Below are 23091 nucleotides of genomic sequence, written 5' to 3'. Positions count from 1 at the left end.
TTTTTTTGCCGCGGCCGCGAACCTACCGCTGCGGTCCGCCCGGCGGCATCATCATCGCGCCCGCGGGCGGCAAGCCCATCCAGCGCGCGGCTTCGGGCGCGGCGCGCAGGCGCCGGCGCTGGGCCGGGTCGAGGCTGTCGTCCAGCGCCAGCCAGCGTTCGCGCACCGCGCGGCGGTCCTGCTCCAGCGCATCGTGCAGTCGGTCCATGGCCTGCGCGCGCGGCCGCAGCGGTGCGTCGGGGGTTTCGTCGGCCGTCTCGCGCAGCAGGCGCGCGTGCAGTTCCAGTGCATGGGCCTCGGCTTCGCGAGTGGCGCTGCGTGCGGCCTGCCAGAGCTTGGCCTGCGCGGCACTGAGTCCCAGCGACTCGGCGGATGCCGGCGCGGAGGGCGGTGGCGGCATCGCCCCTGTCGGCGGCGGGCCGGATTGCAGCGCGCTGGCCGGCGTGGCCAGCAGGCACGCGGTGCACAGCGCCAGCAGGGAAGCGGCGGTGCGCAGGCGGGTCGGCGGAAATGGCATAGCGTTCTCCTGTGATGGCAGACACCGTCGTGGCAACGTGCCGCGCGATGCCCGCGGTTGGCTCGGGTCAATGCCGGTCCATGCTAGGGAAGGCCGCATGCCAATGCTTGAGCACTTGGTCAGGCCCGTACTGCAATCCCGTACAAAGCATGGCTGGCCGGCAAGGCTGCGTATCAGGGCTGATACAAAGCCGGCATAGTGGGGGCATCGCGGGCTGGTAAAGTTGGGCACCGCATGCCCCCGGCACCGGCCCTTGCTACCGGTATATGCCGATCCCTTCGCTTATGGAATTCACCCCCACGCTTCCCATCCGCCTGCTGATCGTCGACGACGATCCCCAGATCCGCGCCATGCTGGCCGACTACCTGTCCACCTTCGGCATGCAGGCCGACGGCGTCGAGGGCGGTGCCGAGATGCGGCAGGCGATGGCCGCCACGCGCTACGACCTGGTGATCCTTGACCTGTCGCTGCCCGGCGAAAACGGCCTGGCGCTGTGTCGCGAACTGCGCGCGCGCACCGAAGTCGCGGTCATCATGCTGACCGCGCGCGCTGAGTTGGCCGACCGCGTGGTCGGGCTGGAAGTTGGCGCAGACGACTACGTGACCAAGCCCTTCGAGATGCGCGAACTGGTGGCGCGCATCCACACCGTGCTGCGCCGTATCCGTGGCCACGGCGCCGACGCGCGCCAGGGCGCGGCGCCTTCCGGGCATGAGGTGCGCTTCGGCGACTGGCGCCTGAACACCACGCTGCGCCAGCTGGTCGACCGCGACGAGGTGGTGGTGCCGCTGTCCAATGCCGAATTCCGCCTGCTGCTGGCCTTTGTCGAACAGCCCAACCGCGTGCTCGACCGCGAACTGCTGATCAACCAGGCGCGCGGCCGCGGCCTCGATGTGTTCGACCGCAGCATCGACCTGCTGGTGTCACGGCTGCGCCAGAAGCTGCGCGACGATCCGCGCGACCCCACGCTGATCCGCACCGTGCGCGGCGTGGGCTATGTCTTTACCGCCACGCAGGAAGGATGAACGCGAATGGGCCGGCTGGCGCGCCATGATTCGATGTTCGTGCGACTGTTCGTGGTGATGGCTGCCATCATGCTGGCCATGCACCTGCTTGGCATGACCGTGATCGAAAGCCTGTTCCCGCGGCCGGGCAGCGAGCGCGTGCTGCGTGACCGCCCCGGCGGGCCGCCGCCCCGGCCCGAGGCGTGGCCGCCCGGGCCGCGGCCGGAAGGCGCGCCCGCCGGGGTGTCCGGCGAACGCATGCCGCCCCGGCCGCCGCCGCGCTGGCCCTGGCCGCCGCACTTGGGCCTGCTGTTCCAGGTGGCGGCGATTGTGGCCGCTTCGTGGGCCGGCGCGCGCCTGCTGGCGCGCCCGGTGCAGGAGTTGGCCAGCGGTGCCGGCCGGCTGGCGCAGGACGTGCACGCCGCGCCGCTGGACGAGCGCGCCGGCCCGGCCGAAGCGCGTGCCGCGGCGCAGGCGCTGAACCATATGCAGCAGCGCATCCGCACGCAGCTGGCACAGCAATCGCGTTTCCTGGCGGCGGTGTCGCACGACCTGCGCACGCCGCTTACGCGCATGAGCCTGCGCATCGAGCGCATGGACAGCGCGGATGTCCGTGACGTGCGCTACCGGCTGCGCCAGGACCTAGCCGAGATGAACGGCCTGATCGATGCCACGCTGTACTACCTGCGCGACCGCGACGAAGCCGGCGGCCCGCGCCAGCGCGTGGATGTGCTGGCGCTGCTGCAGGCGGTGGTCGACGATGCCGCCGAGACCGGCCACGAGGTCGCGCTCGGCGGCCAGGCGCAGCCGCTGCTGGCGTGCCCGTCCGAGCTGCGGCGCGCGGTGGTGAATCTGTTGGAAAATGCGCGGCGCTACGCCGGCGCGGCCAGCATCGTGCTGACCGACAGCCCGCAGCGGGTGCTGATCGACATCTGCGACAACGGCCCCGGCATCCCGCCCGACGAGCTGCCGCGCGTGCTCGAGCCGTTTTACCGCGTCGAATCCTCGCGCAGCCGCGCCACCGGCGGGGTCGGCATGGGGTTGTCGATCGCGGCCGACATTGCCGCGCGCCATGGCGGCGAGCTGACCCTGAGTAACCGCCCTGAAGGCGGCCTGCGCGCGCGCCTGTCCTTACCGCGCGGCTGACGCCGCCAGCGTGACGTACTGCGAGCCGCGCTGCCCGTGCGTGAAGTCGAGCGAAAAATCGCCCACGTCCACGCGCCCCTGCAGCGCCCGCCGCATCTCGGCCGCGCCGCTGCCGCGCAGGCCAGCCAGCGCGCGCGCCAGCCACGCCGCGCCGATATAGCCGGCCAGCGTGGCCGGCGACGGCGGCTCATCCAGGTATTGCTTCATGCGCGCCACGTGTTCCTTCACCACCCGCAGCGTGGCCTGTTGCGGCCCGGGCGCGACCTGGGTCAGCACCATGCCCCCGCTGTAGCCAGCGCCCAGGATCTCGCGCGCGGCGGTGGCGCTGACCGACGACAGCCCGACCAGGAAACCGTACCAGCCCTGCACCGCCAGCGCGCGGCCGAGCCCCGCGTAGGCAAGGGTATCGCCCGCCACGATCACCGCGCCCGGGCGGGTGGCGGCGATGCGCCGGGCGGCGGCATCGGGATTGGCGTCGAGCGGCACCGCGCGCGCGCCGGTCTGCGCCTCAAGCCGGGCCAGCGAGGGGGCAGCGAAGTCCGGCGCCAGGGCCAGCGCGATGCTGGTCAGGCCATAGCTGCGCAGCTGACGTACCGCCGCGTCCAGTTCGGCCTGGTAGTCGGCGCGGGTGAACCAGACGTTGTCGGCCGTCAGCCCAAGGCCCGATAGCGGCGCCACGATCTGGACGCCGCGCCGGCCCAGCTCGGCCGATGCGGCCAGCGCCGGCAACAGCCGGTCGCCGGGGCCGAACAGCAGCTCGGCGCGGTCGGTATCGGCCAGCGACACCGCCTGCGCCAGCGCGCGGTGCGGGTCGGGATCGGCATCGCGGACGACGTGCGCGATGCGCACCGGGCCGTTGCCGGCGTTGACGGCGTCAAACATGACCTTGGCCCCGGCCAGGTAGTCGCGCGCAAGGTCGGCTTGTGCGCCGCCGCGGTCGAGCAGGTGGCCGACCACGACCGTGCGGCGCGCCTGCGCCTGCGTCTGCGACAGCGCTGGCCAGGCGGGCAGGGCCAGTGCCGCGCCGGCGGCGGCAAGTAGGCGGCGCCGTTGCCGGGCCGGCGCTGCCAGGTGGCTGCGCAGCGGTGGGTACGGCGGAAACATCGGAGTCTGGTCGGGAGTTGGCATTGCAGGGGCAGGTGACGCGCAGGCCGGCGGTGGCGCGCAGCGTATCCGCCACACATGACACCAATGTGACGCCCGCCGCCCGCAGGTCCAAGGCCCGCGCTTGACGGCGGTCAACGCGCCAGCGGCGGTGCGGCCCTACGATGGGCCGTCACACACCCATACCCCCGCGCCCCCATGACCCCGTCTGCCATGACCTCCCCTGCGCCCGACCGCCGCGCGCTATCCGACTTCCGCGCGCTGGCCGGCCGCCTCGACGGCAACGGCCCGCGCTATACCTCGTACCCGACGGCCGACCGCTTCCGCAGCGGCCCCGACCTGTCGCTGTACCACGACGCACTGGCCGCCTGCCGAGCCGATGCGCCGGCGCCGCTGTCGCTGTACCTGCATATCCCGTTCTGCGAGAACATCTGCTACTACTGCGGCTGCAACAAGATCATCACGCGCGACCATGGCCGCAGCGCCCGCTACGTCAACTACCTGGGCCGCGAGATGGCGCTGGTGGCAGGCCGGCTCGGGCCGCGCCGCCAGGTGCTGCAGTCGCACTGGGGCGGGGGCACGCCGACCTTCCTCGACCCTGACGAGATGCGCCGCGTGATGGCGCTGCTGCATGAGCATTTCGAGCTGGCGGCCGAGGGCGAGCATTCGATCGAGATCGATCCGCGCCGCGTCGACCACGCCCGCATGGCGCTGCTGGCCGAACTGGGCTTCAACCGCGTCAGCCTGGGCGTGCAGGATTTCGATCCTGAGGTCCAGCAGGCCATCCATCGCATCCAGCCCTTCGAAGAGACCCGCGCCGTGGTGGATGCCGCGCGCACGCTGGGTTTCCGCTCGGTCAGCCTGGACCTGATCTACGGCCTGCCGCACCAGACCGCGGCGCGCTTTGGCCGCACCATCGAGCAGGTGCTGGCGCTGCGTCCCGACCGGCTCTCGGTCTATAGCTACGCGCACCTGCCGCATGTGTTCAAGCCGCAACGCCGCATCGACGAAAATGCCTTGCCGCCCGCCGGCGAGAAGCTCGACATCCTGGTCTCCACCATCGAGCGGCTGACCGCCGAGGGCTACGTCTATATCGGCATGGACCATTTCGCGCTGCCCGACGACGACCTCGCCGTGGCCCAGCGCGAAGGGCGGCTGCAGCGCAACTTCCAGGGCTACTCCACGCACGCCGGCTACGACCAGGTCGGGCTCGGCATTTCCGCGATCGGCGCGATCGCGGGGCGCTACGTGCAGAATGCGCGCACGCTGGACGAGTACTACGGCGCGCTCGACCACGGCCGCCTGCCGCTGGCGCGCGGCGTGGCGATGAACGCCGACGACCACCTGCGGCGCGAGATCATCGGCGACCTGATGTGCAACGGGGTACTTGATATCCCGGCGCTGGAAGCGCGCCACGGCATCCGCTTCAGCACGGCCTTTGCGCCTGAGCTGGCCGACCTCGCCGCACTGGGCGCGGACGGGCTGGTGCAATGCGCGCCGGAACGCATCACCGTGACGCCGCTGGGCCGGCTGCTGGTGCGGCGCGTGGCGATGGTGTTCGACCGTTACCTGCGCGAGGATGCCGCGCGGCCCGCGGACGCTGGTGCCCGGGCCGCTGCCGCCAACGATGGCGCGCAGCCGGTGCGCTTCGTGCCGCGGTACTCGCGCGTGGTGTAGCGGCCGCGCAGGCGGTACGGACGAAAAAAAGCCCGCGCACATTGCGCGGGCTTTTCGTTTGCAGCGGAAGGACTTACTTGGCGGCGCTGGCCATATAGTCCGAGGCGGCGATCACGTCCGCGTCCGGGCCAGCGTAGCCACCCTTGGGCGGCATCACGCCCTTGCCCTTGAGCGCAAAGTTGTGGACCGCGTCCATGCCTTCCTTCAGGCGCGGCGCCCAGGCGGCCTTGTCGCCGAACTTGGGCGCACCGGCTACGCCGGCGGCGTGGCAGGCGGCGCAGACCTGCTCGTAGACCTTCTTGCCCACGTCGGCCGAAGCGGCCGGCGCAGCAGCGGGTGCGGCGGCAGCAGCTGCCGGGGCCGCAGCAGCGGGCGCTGCCGGTGCAGGCGCGGCAGCGGCGGCCGGAGCGGCGGCTGCTTCAGGGGCTGCGGCGGTCGCCGGCGCGGCGGCAGCCGGGGCAGCCGGCTCCGGGAACTTGGCGCCGCCGGCATCGGCCATGTAAACCACGGCACGGGCCAGTTCGTAGTCGGCGTAGTCGTCCGGCGTGGTGCCGGCGCGCGCGGCCATCGCGCCCTTGCCGTTCATCACCGACTTCATCAGGCCGTCAAAGCCCTGGCCGATGCGCGCGGCCCAGTCGCCGGCGTTGGCATACTTGGGTGCACCCGCGGCGCCGGTAGCGTGGCACGCGGCGCAGATTTCCTTGTAGACCTGCTCGCCCGTCTTGAAGACGCGCGGCGCGTTGGGATCCTTGATTTCGAGCGAGGCAACCGGCTTGATGCGGTCGTTGACGGCTTCCGCCGTGGTGGCAACTCCGGCGCTTTCCGTCGAGCCGTGTCCGACAAAGTTGACCAGCAGAATGATCACGATGATCGGCACCAGGAAAGCCGCGATCACGACTGCGATCAGCTGCTTCGGGGTTTTGATGGGAGACTCGTGTTCGTCGTGTTCGTTGTGGACGTCGCTCATACAGAACTCTCAGTTTTGCAGGAAACCTTCTGGCCGCTTACGCTCGGCGTGCTTATTCTGGCCCGGTCTGGTCATTTGCTGACCGCTGTCCGGCCCCATCCGGACCGCCCGTGCTGGCTGCGGCCCTTGCCTGACTTGGGTCTGTCGTTATTTGCGCGCTGCGGACTGTCTCCCGGACCGGGCCTGATTGTCGCCGACAACAAGCCGCGCGGCCTTGACCCCGGTCGACTCATTGCATCGGCGGTGTGGCGGGCACGATTTGACGCAAATAGCTGGCGATTATAGCGCCAAAGGCCCCCCGCCAGTGCCAAAAAGCGGCGGTTGCGAGACGTTCCCTGAAGCCCATGGCGGGCCCGCATGGACGGCACGGGGCAAAAGCGGTATCCTATGCGACTTTCCTGCGGCGGCACTCGCCCGCCGCAACCGCTGTACCCACAAACCGGTTGCAAAACCGTCCTGTGCGCCCGTAGCTCAATGGATAGAGTACTGCCCTCCGAAGGCAGGGGTTGCTGGTTCGATCCCAGCCGGGCGCGCCAAATTTCTTCCCGATGTGTAGTGCGGTGACGCCTGTGGTGATACCCATGAGTTGTCGTAAACGACATGTCATGGTACTTTCCGCGTGCCTCAAGCGCCGCAAAATGTCCTTGATGCGACACCAGTCCAATTTATGGCGGTTAGCGCGCGCAGCATTGCGTCTTGGCTGCCGCCGGCTAAGTCAAGCCAGCTGTTCTCGGTTGGAGCGGCGGTGGCAAGCCGGTGGACGACGCCGCCTTCTTGGCGACCCATTCGCAATCCACCCGCTTTCAACTCTCGAAGGACCTCACGGCGGGCCCCGTGCTTGCAAGCCCGAAAAAGTTCTTCGTGCTTTCTGAAGAACGCATGCCTACGTGCTACGGGTCGTGCCTCGGCTGCTGACTTTTGTACGTGCCTCCTGTTTCGGACAATTCTTTGAACGGCTTCGGGGAAGCGTCGCCGCAGGACAGCGAAAGCAGTGCCACTGGCGCGCTTGGGCGCTTCAGGTAGCAGAAGAATTGGACGTTCGCGTCAGCCATGCGCGCAAGTAACCCTTGAGCGCGCAAGCGCTTTCAGACTTTGAGCACAGCTTGCATCGCAGCGAAGGACGCCACAAGAAGCATTGTTTTCGTGCGGCTAGGTCTTACTAAGCATATCTAGCATCTCGCCGTCGTGTGGTCGAACACTGCCTTAGAGGGCTTCGTATAGTTGCGCAGGGCCAAGCGGAATCGGCCCACGGCTCGGAAATTGAACTTGTGGGCATGGATTACCTAATCCGCCCAACGACCGTGGGACTCTCGCTGAGACTAGGTGGCGGGCCTTTGCGCGCCTTCTGTCATTGGACACCCACTGTCCAACGACCAAGCTGACAAGCATGCTCTACATAGGTGTCGACCGTATTCACAATATCAGTACCCTCTGATATCGTGTCGACGAGGCTCTTCACAAGAAGCGGTACAAAGTGTATCGCGACGAGGTCGCCCGGTAACGAAAGCAGTGGTTGATTCTTCGCTGCCAGGCTGAGCACACTCGGCTTGCCAAACGTCTTGCTCAGATATGTCTTGAGCTTTTGCTGAGGTATTCCAAATCGGATGACCGTCTTCATGGGCGTGTCCTCAAGCGCGCAATTGACGGCGACCAACGAACCGCCAAAGGCTGATGCGCCGAGGGTTCCCTTCTCGTGACAGAGTAGTGCGTAGCTTTGCATCGCAAGTATCATTGCGTTGGCCCGCGTCCCGGCGTCCGGGAACAATGGACGCTGGTAGTACAGCAACGCCTCAAAGCCGCGCTCCAAATCGTTTCGTCTCAGAGCTTGCCAGCGCTTTTCGTCAAGCAGTTCAATCCGTCGGGTTCGAGATGCAGGGTCTCCCTTCGCCTGGCAAGCAGCAATCTCGTCGTCGACATCCTTCTCAGGCATTCGGACTGAGAAATATGGCCGGTGTTGCCACCTGAGATTGAACCCGGCCTCATCTATCGAAGCTTGCAGACTCTCTGGCTCGCCAACCAGATGCCCGTTGCGGCCAATTTGAAACTCGACCACCAGCGCGGGCTGCCTCGAAACTTCACCTTTCGTCAGTGGCTCCGTTTTGTTGCCCACCGTGCTTGGGGATTCCAGCGAATTGCTGGCGCTCACGGCGAGGTCGAAAATGACCTCCCCCATGAACAGGTGCATATCGGGCTGCAGGCCGGTGCGCTTCCCTCGACCACCGCTGCGCGCTGTCAGCCAAGCACTGAGCTGACGATACAGCGAATTCTCGTGTCTCCGGCGGAACACGTAGTCTTCGAAGTACTTCAAGCCAACGTTGACGTCAAACCGTTCCGCTTCGCTTGCATACTGCTCGCCGTGAGCTGCGATTTGAGCTGCGCTGCGCATCACAGGCTTCGGCATCGGGTCATCCTCGTCGGACCATGCAAGTACGCTGGCGACTCCGGTCGCTGGAACTGCCAAATACTTTGAGCGCAGTTCCTGCGCGAATTGAAGAGCCTGGGAAATTGCATCTGGCTGTGGACCAGCCTGACCGGCGCCCGGTAAGCCCTTCAGCGTCTGCATATCACTCAGTCGCAAAAAGTCGTTGTCGGCAAAGAAGCGGGAGGCTTTCGACTTGTGGATGTCTGCGGCGAGGTCCTCGGCGGTCACTGGCACCAGACTGACGATAGGCTCCCCGGCATTCGGTCTCTGGAGGACTGGGATGAGCTGCATCTCAAGCAGTTTCTTTTGCTCTCCAATGGTGCGCATCCACTCCAACCGGCTCACCGCGTCGCTGGCGCTATCCGGCAACAACGTGACGAGGTCTAGGTCACTGCGGCGTGAGTCGAATTGCTGGCCGTCCTCGTAAATCGAACTACCGAATAGGTAAAGGTCCGTAACTGCCATTTTTTGACCGACACTGTTCCACCACTGACGGAGGAATTCAACTACTGTTTCGAGCTCCACGGGCCACCCTAGATTCTGTTCGCGCATACCGCTGACGCGAGGGGCATTCAGCGGTCACGGTCGATTGGAAAGTGGAGCGATTTTAGCGGATTCGGAAGCTTGCATGAGTTCTGGGATAACAGGCCGGTATTCGGTCGATTTCGGGCAAGCTGGGCGCCCCAGTGAAGTAGCTCACCAAGAACGCATACGCGCGCATTCGAGGGGTTCTGGCGGGACAACGCGGAGGTACGAAGGCGGCAGTAGCCCCGATGTAAGGTAGCGAATGCCGATGAGTGCTTTGCACTCTAAGGACACCAAATTACAAGAGGTGACTCACTCCAATTTATGCGGTCAGCCCAGCATTGCGTCTTGGCTGCCGCTGGCAAAGTCAGTTCGGTCGCCTGCTCTCGGCTGAAGCGGCAGTGGCAAGCCGGTGAACGACGCTGGCTTCACGGCGACTCATTCGCACTCCATCCGCTTTCAGCTCTCGAAGGACCTCACGGCGAGACCCTCGCCGCCCGGCCCGAACAAGCTCTTCGTGTGTTTTAAGGTAAGCATGTCTGCGCGCCACGCCCCTCGCATCCGCTGCGGACCTTTGGTTGCACCTTCCGTTCTGGACAATCCTTTGCACGGCTTCGGGGAAGCGTTTCCGCAGGAACTTGTCTGAGACCCCGATGGCCTTCGCGGTCTCGCTAACGTAGATGGCCTCACCCCGAGCCAGGAGCTCTTCCAGCTTTGTTGAGACTGCGACGTAGCACGGAGGCGAGCTTCGTGTCACCCGCGATATCAGGGGCGCGCGCTGCATGGCGAACTCTTCAATGGGAGTCATAACTCGCTTGTTTCCCAGCAATACGTCCGCGATGCCGACGTCACAGTACTGAGCAATTCGCACAACGACGGGAAAACTCGGCACAACCCGGCCATTTTGCCAACCGTGCATGCTTGATTTAGAAACGCCAACAGCAGCAGCAAAATGTGCTGAGACTCCATTTGCAAGAGTTGCAATCGCGTGGTTCAGAAATTGTGCAACGCCGCCGTGATTCGGCTTCAGTTCACCAAAGTAGAGCGCAGCATCAAGAAGTTCGGCGACTCGTCGCGCAGCATCAGTGTCCCGAGCGTGAGCCGGGAGCCTGTCGAGGACAGAGAGGTCTTGGGCGCAATGCGGACAGCGCCCTGGCACGAAGATTTTTCGACCGGTATTCGACGACCGGGAACAGGAACATCCTTCGAGTAGCGTGACCTCATGCACCGGGCATGCTCTGGCCACGTCAATGGTCCACAGGAGTCGGTTATAGCAATCGGTCTCTACGGCGATGTCGTCGGCATAACACTGCGGGCAATAGCGTGCGTTCTTGGATGGCAGGAGGAAATCGGATAGCAGGTCCTGTACGTGGAGTAGCGTCAGGAGCTGGAGGTCTTCTCTTGCAGTAAGCAGGTTGAGGGCTCGCGACCAATCAGCTGCAGTCTGGCCCCGCCCACATATCGAACTTTTGTGCCAGTCATCAACAAAGCTGCGAGGATTGAACTTCCTCCACGATGCAACGAGCGGCGAAATGAGATTGTTCGCCACAGACCACGGTGCCAGATTCAGTTCGATACATATGCGCTGAAAATAGCTCCGCAAGTCCTCTCTGGTAGCGCCATTGAATCCCAAAGGCTCCAGGTTGTACAGATATGAGCGTGGTGGCAGCTCTTCCGGCCAACCGGCTGGCCTGTTCAGCTGAAGCAGTTTGTCGAACATTAAAAGGTCTCCTTTGTCGCACGCTCCTGACGGATTGTTGCGAGGAGTGAATCTTCAGTCCGATAGATAGGCTCGCTTGTTGTTGGGAGGTATTTGAGGATGTCTTCCTCGCCAATTAGGCAATCTCTCAGAATGGTCTCATGCTGCTTTTCCGTTGGCATTGCTGCGAGGAGGAACTCGTCCTTCCATTTGCGCCCGCCGGCTCGAAGGTCAGCATCGGCATTGATGACAGCCTTGCACACTAGGTCTGCAGTGATGCCAGTCAGCGCGCATGTTCCCGTAAATAACAGGTCGCTGTACTGCATGAGATTAACCTCATATGGAAGAGGGATGTTTGCCGCAAGTGAATGCAGGAAGAGGCCGTATTGCTCTCGGCCCCAAGACGTCGAGGGATAACGTGGATAGTGAACAACTGAAACGCGACGGGACAGCTGCGCGCTTGCTTCCACCAGCGCCTGCGCGCCATATGCGCCAAGCATGAGCAGGTTCATCCCTGGCAGGTTTACCAACGATTTGAGCAGGTTGCCGTATTCGAGGGGTGATGTGTCTGAATCTGTGAAATGGACGCACTCGTCCAAAAAGATATGCCGAACCTTTCTGCGCTTTAGCGCTCGCATTGCAGCGAATCGCATGCTTGGGAGCCTTTCGAAGATTGTTTGAGGCTCGTTGGGCAATGGCAACGGCCTGGTGGTCACTGTTTCATCCCACATTGGCACAAGCAACTTATCGCCGAGCTCGCGGTAGAAGAGAGGCCAGTCGAAGACGCCGCCACTCGCTGGAGGAACTTCCGCGAGTATCGCCGGAATGCATCCAGCATCCTCTTGAATTTCGTCGATATACCTTTGGAGAAACCGGTTCAGCAGCGTTCTGGCGAGAGTAGTCTTACCGACGCCAGTTGGCCCAACTACCAGAGTTATCGTGCCGTTACCGCCTGGAGTCATCAATCGCGAAACGGCCTCAGCGGTCTGCTTCATGTTGTGGTGCGCGAAACACAGACCCTTCAGCCAGGCCTCCTTCATCGCGGCGGTTCCTTGCGTGGCAATCTCTTTGGTGAGCTTCGTTGCAGCACTATTCATGACAGTATTTCCTGGGGCGTCACATTTGCTTGAGGACATCGGATTCCGTAAATTTCCCGTAGCCGTATTCGGCAGGCGTGTGCACGATGTCAGTTGGCTTATGCACCAGCAGCGGCTTCTCACGGTCAGGTTGGTGCGGTGCTGTAGCACCAGTGCCATTGGCCTCGTACGGCTCCAGTACCGCGTCGCCGGCGGATGCCAAGACTGGAAATCCTTGGCCCCGTGTATACGCTTCAGCCCATTGCAATACTGTTGACTCCGGAACGTTCCTGAAAGCTTTGCCAAGCTGGAGGCGCATCGTCTCGAACATGTAGCGCAGGTCAATTCTCGTCAGTCGCTCGACCTTTGCTAGCAGGTTCGACTTGCATCGAATCCAGTGGCCACGTACGTTGGCGTAGACGACGGCAGCGTTCCACATATCAACACGGACGTCGACCTTGTCGAGTTCGATTGTCTTGTCGGCAAATTCTTTGGCCCAGTAATGGAGGTGGCCAATTTTGATGCCGCGAGTTCTATCGACCATGCGTGTACCGCCTTTAGGAACTGGAAGGCATGTCGCAATCTTCCACTGCATGTCGTAGTCGACGCGCCTACATAAGCGCGCTCCGGTTTCCGCGAGCCGCTTTGCCATGTACTCGTTCGGCGTGTGGTCATGCGCGGGATGTGTCTTCTCGTTGTATTCCTGGTAAAAAAAATAGTCCAGAAGCCCATGCAAGATTGGGAAAGTCAGCAGGTCCGCGCGTATAGGGTCAACTGAGGCCGTGAGCGTTCTGACTCGCTTAGTCGCCTTTGTATTTCCTATGAGATTGTGGATGAGCAATGTATTGGCGGTTCCGAATAGTCGCTCGCAGACGTTGCCAAATCGGCTTTCGTGGGGCGGCCGAAAGCGCAACGACGTTCGCGTGCGATGACATGTGGCGTCAAAAATCGGTGACCTAAATTCCTTACCGTTGTCGACAACAATCATTGAAGGCATTCGCTTGTGCCGTCGGACAAGCTCGCGCAGAATCATCATGCAACTTGTGAGGCTGGGATTGTGGATGCTTAGGTAGAACGCCAAGACGGCGCGCGTATGTGCATCGATGGCAATCGTAAGCCACGGGCGAACCTTGAAAACTCTCCCACCTCGACCACGAATTCGCACGCGGACATCGAGCTTTGTGTGGTCGATGTGCACGCACGCAAAGGGTCGGCCACCGTGAATTTTCTCCGTTAGCTTCAGATGCCAGATGACTGGCTGCTCGATGTAGTCTTGGCGTGAACCCTCACGTGCCCTTGTATCCTTCAGTGGGCTGAAGTGGCGATAGAAGGTCTTGCTGGAGCAGGTAGGAACATTTTCATTCCCGCAATATCGCTCGAATCGCCGATATGCGTTCGCGTCCACGGGGTTGGTCGGGTTGTTAGTCTCGTCGGCCACTCGCTTTATGATGGCCATTGTGGACTCTGGGACGCGGCAGGTTCTGTTTCCCGGGCGGAGCTTTTCTAGAAGGGCGCGTATCTTTGCAGATGTGCTTTCCCCGGCTTCACGAGCCTGCTTGGCCCACCGTTGCAACGTCCTTACTGTCACGTCGGCGTCAACACGACCAAATCGAGACGCCTCTACGGCGTTGAAGCGCTTCAGCGCCTTAGAAATATCCTCATCTGACAACGCGCGCGTCGGTTCATCCATTGCGCCGTCATCCAGGTCACGCAGAATGCGGACCTGCTTTTGGTCGACAAGCCGCTCAAGCTCGGCGATAGACATTGACGCGGTGTTGTAGCTGTCGTCCCGATAGAGGACGATTTCGCTATCGAGGGCGGTCACCGTGTACCGCGCTTCACCAAAAATTAATTGGGTTCCGATAGCTAATGAGTAGTCCAGAAACTCGCTGGTGATGTGGCTTGCCGGTCTGCTGAGGCGGTAGATATCGAGGGCGTCTTCGCTACGGCAAATCACCGCAGAGTCTAGGTCAGATAGGTCATCGGCGTCGAGGTCCGCGTAGAGTTCGCGGTCCGCTATAGCTTGTAATACGTCGTCTACCGTAAAGTCTGCGCAAACTAGCGCAGCCGCTTCGTCGTCTTCGGGCAATGTGGCTGGCGAAGCCACTCGCATCAACTCGCGGAAGGACATCGCGCCCATTTCTGCGCGTTGCATTGCCTGTTGGATAGCGCGCAGGGCATGTTCCGAACATGGGGTGGCGCCGTCCTCTAGATAGTCCGTCAGGTACTCGAGGTTTTCAACCAAGCGGGGATTGTGCTCGGCATCCGAGCGCAGTCTATATACAAGACCCATCCCCGAGAAAAACGCCTCCCGCTCAGGGCAATGCCACCCGTTCTCATCATGGGAGAACCGATAAGGGTGCTCGCGCACCATCTGCTGAAGCTCTTGTTCGGTTTTCCATTCATCCAGATAGAAAACATCACCTTCCAGTACGAGAAAGTCCGGTGTGCATGGAACCGTGGTCCTATGAGTACTGACCGTTCTGCTTCCATTTGGCGACACTTTGGTACGTTGTACTTGGATAGGCAGCACTACCTTGCCCGGCTGAGAGGTGAAATATGTCACGGAGCGCCGAAAATCATAGGTGACCGCCGCGCGGTACTCAGGTCCGCGACTTTCCGTGGCGATTCGTTGTCCCGTGGACCTGGAGGTGTAATACGTGAGGACGTTCGAACGCCGGGACGTGACCTTTCGAGCGGGTTTTCCCTCCATTGCCTTTCGGACAAAAACCCGTCCGCTCATTGGCATCTTGATTCTTTCCATGAGTTCCTCGACGTTTACGAGGAAAGCCTGCGTAGGTTTCATTCAATCGACCGACAATTTAGGTGCGAGCGTTCTCCCGCAGTGCTTAGCAAAGCCTGCGCCTTAGGGAGGAAACTATCTTCCAAGCGTAGTTCGACCTAGCAGAGTGCACGGTCTAATTGAGAAAGTGCGGCGCCTGCGCCAAAAATAGTGCAGGGGTCAGCCGATTCAGCTCGGAGAATTGAAAAAGGATTTAGACGGCTGATGCCGGCTTAGCACGATGTCTAGCGCGATACCTGGCTTCCGCGTTGAGGACTTTGCGAACGCGTTCGCGAGATGGCGGGCTAACCCGACTAGCCGGCGGTGCCAGGTCCTCTGATGTCAGGGCAGGGTGGGGTGACTTCTCGGTGTCCGCCCGGAGACGCAGTCCGATATAACGGGAAGCTGCCGGCGGCATCTCAGGATAGCCGTGAGGCCAGCGGACTCGTCTGCCGGACGGCTTCGCGCCCAAAAGAGGTCTTTGATGCCCTTTTTTTGTAATAATAGGGCAGATGCGGGAGGAATTATTGTTGGCTGAGGTCATTATTTACTCCGAAATGCTGCCAAAACCACGCCGGGTATTGGCGAGCGCGGGCACTTTGACTCCGGAGATGCCTCATGAGATAATCCAGCTTGCGAGCAAGGTATCTCTCAGAGGTGCCTCAGGGGGCAAAGTCTAGGTAACTGGTCTTTGCCCCTTTTCCATTCTGGAATACCGTCAAGGTGAGGCCAATCCCAGCGAGGGGGCAAGTGTGCAAAAAAGCTGACTAGTCCAAGGTTCTCCAATTTAGCGACGGACGGAATATTACTTTCGTCCGGCCAATAATCGCAAGACCGCGAGTCAAAAATTTTTTGTTGCGCCCACCGGGAAATTGTGTTGGCCAACGAGTCCATTTTAGATTCCGAGTTATTCTAAAATGACTTCGTCTAAAATGAATCGACCATGCATTTTAGATAATCTGATTTTAGATGAGCATCGCAAGCACCTTTCGGATGTGGTTCAGTGCCTGAGGACTGCCAAGGGCCATTGACGGGTGCAGAAGAATCGCACGGTGCAAAGTGCCGACTGGCCATCGACACGTAGTATGGTCGAGCACTAGCCAGCGAGGATTCCTGCGCCTCTTTATTGTCGCGATGGCCAACGTGGGCCGGTGGTGTGTCTGCTGGGTTGCCTGATATTCGCTTAGGTATTTACCGAAGACATCGTCGACAACGCGACAACGTAGACCATCTGGCAATGCGTCTAACGCTGCCCTGTGACCGTACCTCAGAGACCACCACGTGTTCAGCACGATGGACACGCCAGCCAAGGACTTCAGTAGTTCCGCCAAAGCGTCGGCATATACGAGCTTTGGCTGTGGCCCCGGTGCAGAGCTGGGGCTAACAGCTATCCCATCTTCAAATGGCAGCAACACACCGTCATAGCCTAGGTAGACGTCGACGTTCATGATGTCTCCTTGCACGAGTTCTGTAGGAACGACGCAGCACACCTGCAAACCGGCTACAGGGCCAGCGCCTTAGAAATTCGAGAACAGGTATGCGAGGCACTTATTCAAGTGACATCGACCACGCTACCCGGCGTACCGGCAATCAGGAGCGTTGGAGTTGCAGACGAAACGCTGGCTGTTGCCGAACGCGATGGCCTGCCTTCCCCTCCATCGGCTGCCAAAAGCGCGACCAGTGCTCGGCACGCCTCGGGGGACATGAGGCCGGACCGACCGTCAAGGATGCACGCGCTATCGGTCAACGCCGTCGGAACATGCTTGTAATCGCAATCCAGCAAGACGGGGTTCTCTGGGCGACGGCGTTCAAGGTCGTCCTCCAACAGCTCACGCTGCGAGCGAATCCGCTTGAGTCTGAATCGCACGTATCGATTGCCAGGCGACGTCGCCCCGATTACGCGGGACTGCACTACCGGTGGCAACGCTCTGACCGCTGCCCGATAACCGATAAAAAGCACCCACCACGTGTGCAGAACCACACGTGTGTCCGGGCATGATTTTATGACCCGCTCGAGGTGTGCGTTATTCTCAAAGAGAGCATGTCCGTCCTTGCGGAGGCATGGCCAGCATCCCTCGTGAAATCGGACATCGTTCGGGTGGAGAACCCCGTCGAAGGTCAGGTATAAGATGGGGGCTGCCATCGCAACCTCCTTGGCAACACAATGACCCTGGAGGCGCACCTTGACTGTCCCCTAAAGTGATGAGGCTGTCTAAAGTGCTTGTTCCAGCGTCGACGCTCGTACGGGTCGAACTTCCCGGCGCGGGTATTTGGTTCTGCTTGTCTAAAATCGACCACTAAGACTGCTTGCCAAGGCAACCAGCCTGGTTTTCTCAACTACAGGACGTCGTCGTGAGCCACGTTGATACTCCATGGACACGCTTGGCAGCGCGCGTTGGGCGCGGCATTCTTGCGCGTAAGGGGGTTAGCTACGAAGTCCTTGCCGCAAAAATTTCCTCCATGGGCCTGCCGGAATCCCTCAGGGGGGCCGAGAGCAAAATCCAGCGGGGCGCGTACCGGCTTACTTTCCTCCTTCAGATACTGATAGCCGTTGATGCAGAGTACCCGCCGCAGTGGAAGACCTTTCTCGATTCGGAGGAATCCTGGGAGACCATCGCTGAGCATATCCTCCTCCACGAGCTCGCTGCTGGCGGACTTGACCCGAGCAAGCTCAGCAAACGTCTTGCGAAGTTCGACATAACGGCGCCCCCCGACTCCTTGGAATCGCAGATTGCCTCTGGAGAATTCCCTTTCACGCTTTTGCTTCAACTGGCCCTTGTCGCCCCCATCTCCGGCCTATGCCGATTCGTCGACCAAGCGGACATCGAACGGGCTGCGGCAGAATCGAGAGAAGCGTCGCGCCAATAGAGGACAAACCTTCGCTGCAACACGCGGGCGAGCTCTGTTGCCTTATGTATCCGGATGCGTTCAGTTTCATGGGCATACGCCTTTGCCCCAGGGGGGCGGCGCGCAGCGGCGCGGACTTGGCCGGACGCTTTGGTCTCCTGTACAGCTGGGGCGCTCGCTATCGACATTAAGCTGACGCTGTATCAGTGGTGGAAAGCGCGGCGAACCAGCGTTCTCAATTGTTTAACTTCTTTCCGCGCGACCGGCGTGGTACGTAATACTACGCACCAGAAGCTTATGTCACGGTCTACAAAAAACAAGGACTTGTTACACAAGCGAGCGCTCATGGCGACTGCAGAGGCAAGCGTCCCACTGACCAACAGATTTCTGAAGAACCATTGAATGCTTGTTGCCCATCAGGGGTATCCGTTAAGTCGTCCTAGTATTGGAGGCATTAGTGGAAGATACGACAAAGCCAGTTGACCGCGTGACGCTGTACAACGAGGTCTGGACCGACCCTGTCGTCGTTGTTGCGACTCGCTACGGGCTGTCCGACGTCGGGCTGGCCAAGATTTGCAGGTCATTGGCGATTCCCTTGCCCAGTCGGGGTTACTGGGCGAAAGTGAAAGCTGGAAAAGTCATGGGGCGGGCACCGCTTCCCGACCTGAAGCAAACGGGCTCGGTGGCTACGGGCCTTGTAAAGCTTCCACCCGAACAAGCTGCCATCAGAGAAGCCGCCAGAAAAACGGCCGTACGGGCGCGCAAGGAAACGCCGCCCGTAGCTCCACCGGAGGAGGCTTCCTCTCCGCATCCCCTTGTTCGGGCCGCCTCCAAGCGACTGCGCCAGCGGGATGGTTGGCCAGAAAGCACCTTACTGCGTTCAGCCCCTAAGGAGGTTCTTAACCTGTCCATAACGAAAGATGCACTGGATAGAGCTCTCGGTATCGCTGATGCACTGGTAAAGGCTCTAGCCAAACAAGGCTTCGAGTTTGAGGTCGACACTGAACGAGGCGTGACACAGGTCAAGTGGCTCGAAACCAATACGAAGATGGAGTTCTCCTTGGCCGAGTACGTGAGGAGAAGTCCCCACGCGATTACGCCGTCGGAGGAGCGCGCGAGAAAACGTTACTGGGGAGCGCTCTGGACGGGACAGTTCAGCGAGCTTTCCTCACATCCCAGCCCACGACTTCACGCCTACGGGTATTCTGACCGTCCATGTCGGCCGCTGGCCATCAAAGTCGTGGAAGGACACCCCCAGAACGAAACTTGAACAACGCCTGAGTGAAGTCACTGTGGGTATCTTGGCGCTGGCGCAGCGAACACATGCCAAGGAATTAGAAGAGGCACGTCGGACGGAAGCTCACCAGCGCGCTGTCGCTCGTTACGAATTGCTGACGAAGCGTCGCGCAGACGAAGCCGAGAACTTCAAGCAACTAGAGTCACAAGCGACCAACTGGGAGCGCGCAGCTAGGCTTCGCAACTACGCGGATGCAGCGGAAAGTCGGACCCTAGCGGCAGGGGGCGTTTCTGCCGAGCATGCCGACTGGCTGGCTTGGGCACGGGCGAAGGCTGATTGGCTCGACCCGTTTGTTCAAGTTTCTGACCCAATTCTCGATGCACCGGACCCGAAGCGGCCTGGCTTCTGGTGAGGCGGAGCTGACGGGCGAACATGTGTCTGTGTCGGACCAAACAGGCGAACCGTAGCGTAACGAGCAGCCTCATGGCCTCCAATCGCTACTCATCGTCTGCCATCAAGGAAGTCCTCCCAATCCCAAAGATAGGCGCACCCCCCGACCCGGCTTCGCCGCCAATCACAGGACGAGTTGAGTTCCGGATATTGCGCTCAAACAATGAGCGGGCAGGCTCCGGAATCTCACACAAGCGGATGTAAGCGAGGGAGCCCGAATGATGAATAGGGACCAGTGGCACAGTCGGGCGTTTTGGCAGTTCTTCCTTCCCAGTCATCGCAACAGCGATGCACCTGGCGGCAAGGTCCCAAATGCTGGTGGCATACCGCGGATAGTCCAAGAACTGCCCCTCTCCGACTTGTCCGAACGGCTCCTCGCTAAGCATCACAGCATACGTACCCAGTCGCCCGCCACGAATGCGACCGATATCAGCCGAGGCTATCGTCCTGCGGCCACTTTCACCGCCGCCAGGACGCAGTTCAATTGTGATGCGAAGCAAGGCAATCCTCCTGCACGGCTCGTGCACGTCCACGGCTTCATCTCCGCGGTTGTATCAGGCCAAAACGCTTCAGGGAACGGTGCTAACTCCTCTGGACGCATTGGTGGAGTATGACCCCAAGTATCACGAGTGCGAATCCAATGACTCCGAGCACCAAGCCGACTATCGAGATGGTGGTCAGCGCATGGTCCGCATCTTGAAATCGCCGTCGCATCCATGCTTTCAAGCCTGCTCCGATGAAAGCGCATGATGTTGTGTTTCTCTCGATGACCGCACACTCTCCAATGACTCTGACGGACCGGCTCGTCTAGGCCCAGTTTGGGTCCTGGGGGGATGTGAAAGAAGCTCAGCAGTGATGTCCCTTGTTGTCAGGAGACGTCTATCAAACACCGCGCATAGCGAGAAGAAGTGCTCGGCTTCCGCCGGACCGCCAGGCTCGCCCACCAGTAAATACTGTCGCCCGTCACTCGTGAATCCCTTGCGGGAAGCGAAGTCCAATCGAACGATTGGCGGGCTCGCCCAGTACCTGCCCGTGCTGGAGAATATGCCGACAAAATGCCGCTCGCCGCGGTACGTCTCGAGCACGCGCCATTCTTGGATGTAGCTCTCCTTGTTCTGAGCGGCTCGCAATGCTATAGCTCTTGGCATGATGAAGCCCTCGGTTTGCGCTTTCACGTCCTACAGACCAAGGCTGCAGATAGCGGACTGCACGATAGCAGTAGTGCGGCGCTAGTTCTCGACATACTCGCCTGTGATGTCTTTGGCGCCCGAGACTTTGTTATCCCATGTCGCCACCTGCCAAAATAGCCGCCACAGGCCATTCTCACGACCTGGAGGACCTGCCAGGACAAAGCGCAGACCCTGCTCGGTCACGCCTGTCCGCGTATCCGGGTTGAAAGACGTGATGGGAGGACTGACGCGGTAAGGACCGGTACGCGTGCATACGCCGACGAAGTGCTTGGAGCCACTGTAAGTCAGCAGCACTCGCCACTCCCTCAGAACGGCGTCGCCAGACGTATCGTATGGCGTAGAAATCCATACAGACATGGCTCCCTCCTGCGACTCTCATTGGCTACTGCGGCCCCGACGAGCTGCTCTTTCATTGGCATGCACCCAGTACTCGCCGCTGACGTCCTTGGTCTCAGTAACGCCATTGCGTAGGGACCAGAAGCTCCACACATGCAAGGCATCCTGGTCGAGACCTGGCTCGCCAGACAGAACGTAGCGCCGTCCACTGCGAGTAATACCCGCTCCGGATTTGGCATCGAAAGACACGATAGCTGAACTGACACGACCCGACTCGTTCTCTATGCAATAGCCGACGAAATGATGTTCCCCGCGCTCGGTCTCGTAGACCCTCCAGCGCTGGAGCGTGATATCGGGCTGTTTGTCGACGGTCGCTACTGACCAAATTGGCATGAGTGCTCCCCTGCCGCGACGACATGGCATTTTTTTTGTGCGCTTTGCTACTACTGGCGAGCGACAGCCGCTCGCGGGCTGTAGGGGTTCGGCCGTCCCTCTGGCGATAGCTCAAGGAAAGCCATACATCTGCAGTTCGAGCGTGCACGCCTGCACCGTCTTGCTATCGACGGTGTGAGCGACGCAATGGGCTACCGGGATGTTTCGTGCGATAGCGCGTATGCAAACAAGGATGGGAGAGGTTGTTGCCAGGATGTAGTTCTGCTTGTGGCGGCAACGGTGCGGCGCCAGCAATGGCGCGTGACTGGAGTGTAGAACGTTTGTTGGCGGATGCAAGGCCGTGCGAAAGGCGGGATGCCAGATGTGAGGCTATCCACGAGCAGGCTCAGCATTGGTAACCTCCATCCAGGTCCAGCGCACCACCAGTCACTCCTCAAGAAATGGGACTTAGGTGACCGGCCCAAGCTGCCAAGGAGTTCAAGGAGGCAACAGTGGAAGATACGACCAAGCCAGTTGACCGCGTGACACTGTACGACGAAGTGTGGACAGACCCAGTCACTGTTGTTGCGACACGCTATGGGCTCTCTGACGTTGGGCTCGCCAAGATTTGCCGGTCATTGGCGATTCCCTTGCCTAGCCGGGGTTATTGGGCGAAAGTCAAAGCCGGAAGAGTCATGAGGCGAGTCCCGCTTCCCGACCTGAAAGGGACCAGCGCGGTGGTAACGGGCCTAGTCAAGCTTCCGCCGGAACAAGTGGCCATCCGAGAATCCGCCAGAAGAACGGTCGCACGGCTGCGCAAGGGAATACCGCCATTGCCTCCACTGGAGGAGGCAATGGCTTCCCCGCATCCCCTTGTTCGAGCCGCATCCAAGCGACTGCACCAACGGATTGGTTGGCCAAAAAACACCTTGCTGCGTTCCGCCCCGAAGGAAATCCTTAATTTGTCCGCGACGAAGGATACGCTCGACAGGGCCCTCAGCATTGCTAATGCACTGATAAAGGCCCTTGCCAAGCAAGGCTTCGAGCTTGAAGTCGACACTGAACGGGGTGTGACACAGGTCAAGTGGCTCGAGACCGGTACGAGGATGGAATTTTCCCTGGCCGAGTACGTGAGGAGAAGTCCCCACGTGATTACTCCGGCGGAGGAGCGCGCACGGAAACGTTACTGGGAGCGCTCTCGATGGGACAGTTCAGCGAGCTTTCCTCACCTGCCAACCCACGACTTCAAGCCTACGGGCATTCTGACCATTCAGGTCGGCCGCTGGCCATCAAAGTCGTGGAAGGACACCCCCAAAACGAAGCTTGAACAACGCCTGAGTGAAGTCACTGTGGGTATCTTGGCGCTGGCGCAGCAGACACATGCCAAGGGATTAGAAGAGGCACGTCGGAAGGAAGCTCATCAACGCGCTGTCGCCCGCTACGAATTCTTGACGAAGCGTCGCGCCGACGAAGCTGAGAACTTCAAACGACTCGAGTCACAAGCGACCAACTGGGAGCGCGCAGCTAGGCTTCGCAACTACGCGGATGCGGCGGAAAGGCAGGCCATAGCGGCAGGCGGCGTTTCTGCCGAGCATGCCGACTGGCTGGCCTGGGCGCGCGCAAAGGCCGATTGGCTTGACCCGCTTCTTCAAGTCTCCGACCCGATTCTCGATGCACCGGAACCAAAGCGGCCCGGATTTTGGTGAGGTTGAGCCCAGAGCCTGGACATGCGGAGTCGACTGA

The 23091-nt window shown here is 61.0% G+C and carries 17 protein-coding genes and 1 tRNA gene; 7 read left to right on the top strand and 11 right to left on the bottom strand.

The window, feature by feature from the left end; translation table 11 throughout:
• Window positions 1-22 precede the first annotated feature (22 nt).
• Window positions 23-517 carry a hypothetical protein gene (locus AC1Q7H_RS15410; protein ID WP_211980415.1) on the bottom strand — a complete coding sequence of 165 codons (495 nt, stop codon included), beginning with the start codon at window positions 515-517 and terminating at the stop codon, window positions 23-25.
• Window positions 518-801: 284 nt separating this feature from the next.
• Here AC1Q7H_RS15410 and AC1Q7H_RS15405 point away from each other — a divergent pair, with 284 nt between their 5' ends.
• Window positions 802-1539 (top strand): response regulator, encoded by a 738-nt coding sequence (locus AC1Q7H_RS15405; RefSeq protein ID WP_492381459.1) that lies wholly within the window; start codon window positions 802-804, stop codon window positions 1537-1539.
• A gap of 6 nt (window positions 1540-1545) precedes the next feature.
• A complete protein-coding gene (locus tag AC1Q7H_RS15400) occupies window positions 1546-2664 on the top strand; it encodes a sensor histidine kinase (protein WP_211980413.1) in 1119 nt (372 codons plus the stop codon).
• Here AC1Q7H_RS15400 and AC1Q7H_RS15395 read toward each other — a convergent pair.
• Window positions 2650-3792: an ABC transporter substrate-binding protein gene (locus AC1Q7H_RS15395; protein ID WP_211980412.1), complete on the bottom strand. Its 1143-nt coding sequence runs from the start codon at window positions 3790-3792 to the stop codon at window positions 2650-2652. The genes AC1Q7H_RS15400 and AC1Q7H_RS15395 overlap by 15 nt on opposite strands.
• A gap of 174 nt (window positions 3793-3966) precedes the next feature.
• On the opposite strand from AC1Q7H_RS15395, the gene hemN reads away from it, so the two are divergent.
• On the top strand, window positions 3967-5445 hold the full coding sequence (gene hemN, locus AC1Q7H_RS15390; RefSeq protein WP_492381458.1) for an oxygen-independent coproporphyrinogen III oxidase: 1479 nt from the start codon (window positions 3967-3969) through the stop codon (window positions 5443-5445).
• Window positions 5446-5518: 73 nt separating this feature from the next.
• Here hemN and AC1Q7H_RS15385 read toward each other — a convergent pair whose 3' ends face one another.
• A complete protein-coding gene (locus tag AC1Q7H_RS15385) occupies window positions 5519-6412 on the bottom strand; it encodes a c-type cytochrome (protein ID WP_211980411.1) in 894 nt (297 codons plus the stop codon).
• 460 nt (window positions 6413-6872) lie between these two features.
• On the opposite strand from AC1Q7H_RS15385, the gene AC1Q7H_RS15380 reads away from it, so the two are divergent.
• A tRNA-Arg gene (locus AC1Q7H_RS15380) sits at window positions 6873-6948 on the top strand.
• Window positions 6949-7760: 812 nt separating this feature from the next.
• On the opposite strand, the gene AC1Q7H_RS15375 is transcribed toward AC1Q7H_RS15380, so the two are convergent.
• The 6 genes from AC1Q7H_RS15375 to AC1Q7H_RS15350 form a co-directional block, all read right to left on the bottom strand.
• Window positions 7761-9359, bottom strand: a complete 1599-nt coding sequence (locus AC1Q7H_RS15375) for a hypothetical protein (RefSeq protein ID WP_492381457.1) — start codon at window positions 9357-9359, stop codon at window positions 7761-7763.
• A 367-nt stretch (window positions 9360-9726) separates the two neighbouring features.
• Complete coding sequence (locus AC1Q7H_RS15370; RefSeq protein ID WP_492381456.1) at window positions 9727-11079, bottom strand: TniQ family protein; 1353 nt, start codon at window positions 11077-11079, stop codon at window positions 9727-9729.
• A complete protein-coding gene (locus AC1Q7H_RS15365; protein ID WP_492381455.1) occupies window positions 11079-12155 on the bottom strand; it encodes an AAA family ATPase in 1077 nt (358 codons plus the stop codon). Before AC1Q7H_RS15365 ends, AC1Q7H_RS15370 begins: the two co-directional genes overlap by 1 nt.
• A 19-nt stretch (window positions 12156-12174) precedes the next feature.
• The gene (locus AC1Q7H_RS15360) at window positions 12175-14898 is read right to left on the bottom strand and encodes a TnsB C-terminal domain-containing protein (RefSeq protein WP_492381454.1); all 2724 of its coding nucleotides are present in this window, start codon (window positions 14896-14898) and stop codon (window positions 12175-12177) included.
• Between the two features lie 983 nt (window positions 14899-15881).
• Window positions 15882-16364 (bottom strand): HAD domain-containing protein, encoded by a 483-nt coding sequence (locus tag AC1Q7H_RS15355; RefSeq protein WP_492381453.1) that lies wholly within the window; start codon window positions 16362-16364, stop codon window positions 15882-15884.
• 104 nt (window positions 16365-16468) lie between these two features.
• On the bottom strand, window positions 16469-17059 hold the full coding sequence (locus AC1Q7H_RS15350) for an HAD domain-containing protein (RefSeq protein ID WP_492381452.1): 591 nt from the start codon (window positions 17057-17059) through the stop codon (window positions 16469-16471).
• Between the two features lie 209 nt (window positions 17060-17268).
• Between AC1Q7H_RS15350 and AC1Q7H_RS15345 the strand changes: the two genes are divergently transcribed.
• Together AC1Q7H_RS15345 and AC1Q7H_RS15340 are read left to right on the top strand one after the other, a co-directional pair.
• Window positions 17269-17784, top strand: coding sequence for a DUF6471 domain-containing protein (locus AC1Q7H_RS15345; RefSeq protein WP_492381451.1), 516 nt, complete (start codon window positions 17269-17271; stop codon window positions 17782-17784).
• Window positions 17785-18220: 436 nt separating this feature from the next.
• Window positions 18221-19033 (top strand): hypothetical protein, encoded by an 813-nt coding sequence (locus tag AC1Q7H_RS15340; RefSeq protein ID WP_492381450.1) that lies wholly within the window; start codon window positions 18221-18223, stop codon window positions 19031-19033.
• A 1646-nt stretch (window positions 19034-20679) separates the two neighbouring features.
• On the opposite strand, the gene AC1Q7H_RS15335 is transcribed toward AC1Q7H_RS15340, so the two are convergent.
• Together AC1Q7H_RS15335 and AC1Q7H_RS15330 are read right to left on the bottom strand one after the other, a co-directional pair.
• On the bottom strand, window positions 20680-20997 hold the full coding sequence (locus tag AC1Q7H_RS15335) for a hypothetical protein (RefSeq protein WP_492381449.1): 318 nt from the start codon (window positions 20995-20997) through the stop codon (window positions 20680-20682).
• A gap of 18 nt (window positions 20998-21015) precedes the next feature.
• A complete protein-coding gene (locus tag AC1Q7H_RS15330; protein ID WP_492381448.1) occupies window positions 21016-21369 on the bottom strand; it encodes a hypothetical protein in 354 nt (117 codons plus the stop codon).
• A 491-nt stretch (window positions 21370-21860) separates the two neighbouring features.
• Between AC1Q7H_RS15330 and AC1Q7H_RS15325 the strand changes: the two genes are divergently transcribed.
• On the top strand, window positions 21861-23054 hold the full coding sequence (locus tag AC1Q7H_RS15325) for a hypothetical protein (RefSeq protein WP_492381447.1): 1194 nt from the start codon (window positions 21861-21863) through the stop codon (window positions 23052-23054).
• Window positions 23055-23091: the final 37 nt, after the last annotated feature.

The sequence above is a fragment of the Cupriavidus sp. GW823-FHT06D04 genome (genome assembly GCF_058795055.1).
The sequence above is the reverse complement of the archived record's forward strand: the minus strand, read 5'-3'. Positions and strand labels throughout refer to the sequence as shown.

Coding starts and splice junctions, on each gene's coding strand:
- AC1Q7H_RS15410 (WP_211980415.1), bottom strand. CDS start 517: ATGCCATTTCCGCCGACCCGCCTGCGCACCGCCGCTTCCCTGCTGGCG.
- AC1Q7H_RS15405 (WP_492381459.1), top strand. CDS start 802: ATGGAATTCACCCCCACGCTTCCCATCCGCCTGCTGATCGTCGACGAC.
- AC1Q7H_RS15400 (WP_211980413.1), top strand. CDS start 1,546: ATGGGCCGGCTGGCGCGCCATGATTCGATGTTCGTGCGACTGTTCGTG.
- AC1Q7H_RS15395 (WP_211980412.1), bottom strand. CDS start 3,792: ATGCCAACTCCCGACCAGACTCCGATGTTTCCGCCGTACCCACCGCTG.
- hemN (WP_492381458.1), top strand. CDS start 3,967: ATGACCCCGTCTGCCATGACCTCCCCTGCGCCCGACCGCCGCGCGCTA.
- AC1Q7H_RS15385 (WP_211980411.1), bottom strand. CDS start 6,412: ATGAGCGACGTCCACAACGAACACGACGAACACGAGTCTCCCATCAAA.
- AC1Q7H_RS15370 (WP_492381456.1), bottom strand. CDS start 11,079: ATGTTCGACAAACTGCTTCAGCTGAACAGGCCAGCCGGTTGGCCGGAA.
- AC1Q7H_RS15365 (WP_492381455.1), bottom strand. CDS start 12,155: ATGAATAGTGCTGCAACGAAGCTCACCAAAGAGATTGCCACGCAAGGA.
- AC1Q7H_RS15360 (WP_492381454.1), bottom strand. CDS start 14,898: ATGGAAAGAATCAAGATGCCAATGAGCGGACGGGTTTTTGTCCGAAAG.
- AC1Q7H_RS15355 (WP_492381453.1), bottom strand. CDS start 16,364: ATGAACGTCGACGTCTACCTAGGCTATGACGGTGTGTTGCTGCCATTT.
- AC1Q7H_RS15350 (WP_492381452.1), bottom strand. CDS start 17,059: ATGGCAGCCCCCATCTTATACCTGACCTTCGACGGGGTTCTCCACCCG.
- AC1Q7H_RS15335 (WP_492381449.1), bottom strand. CDS start 20,997: ATGTCTGTATGGATTTCTACGCCATACGATACGTCTGGCGACGCCGTT.
- AC1Q7H_RS15330 (WP_492381448.1), bottom strand. CDS start 21,369: ATGCCAATTTGGTCAGTAGCGACCGTCGACAAACAGCCCGATATCACG.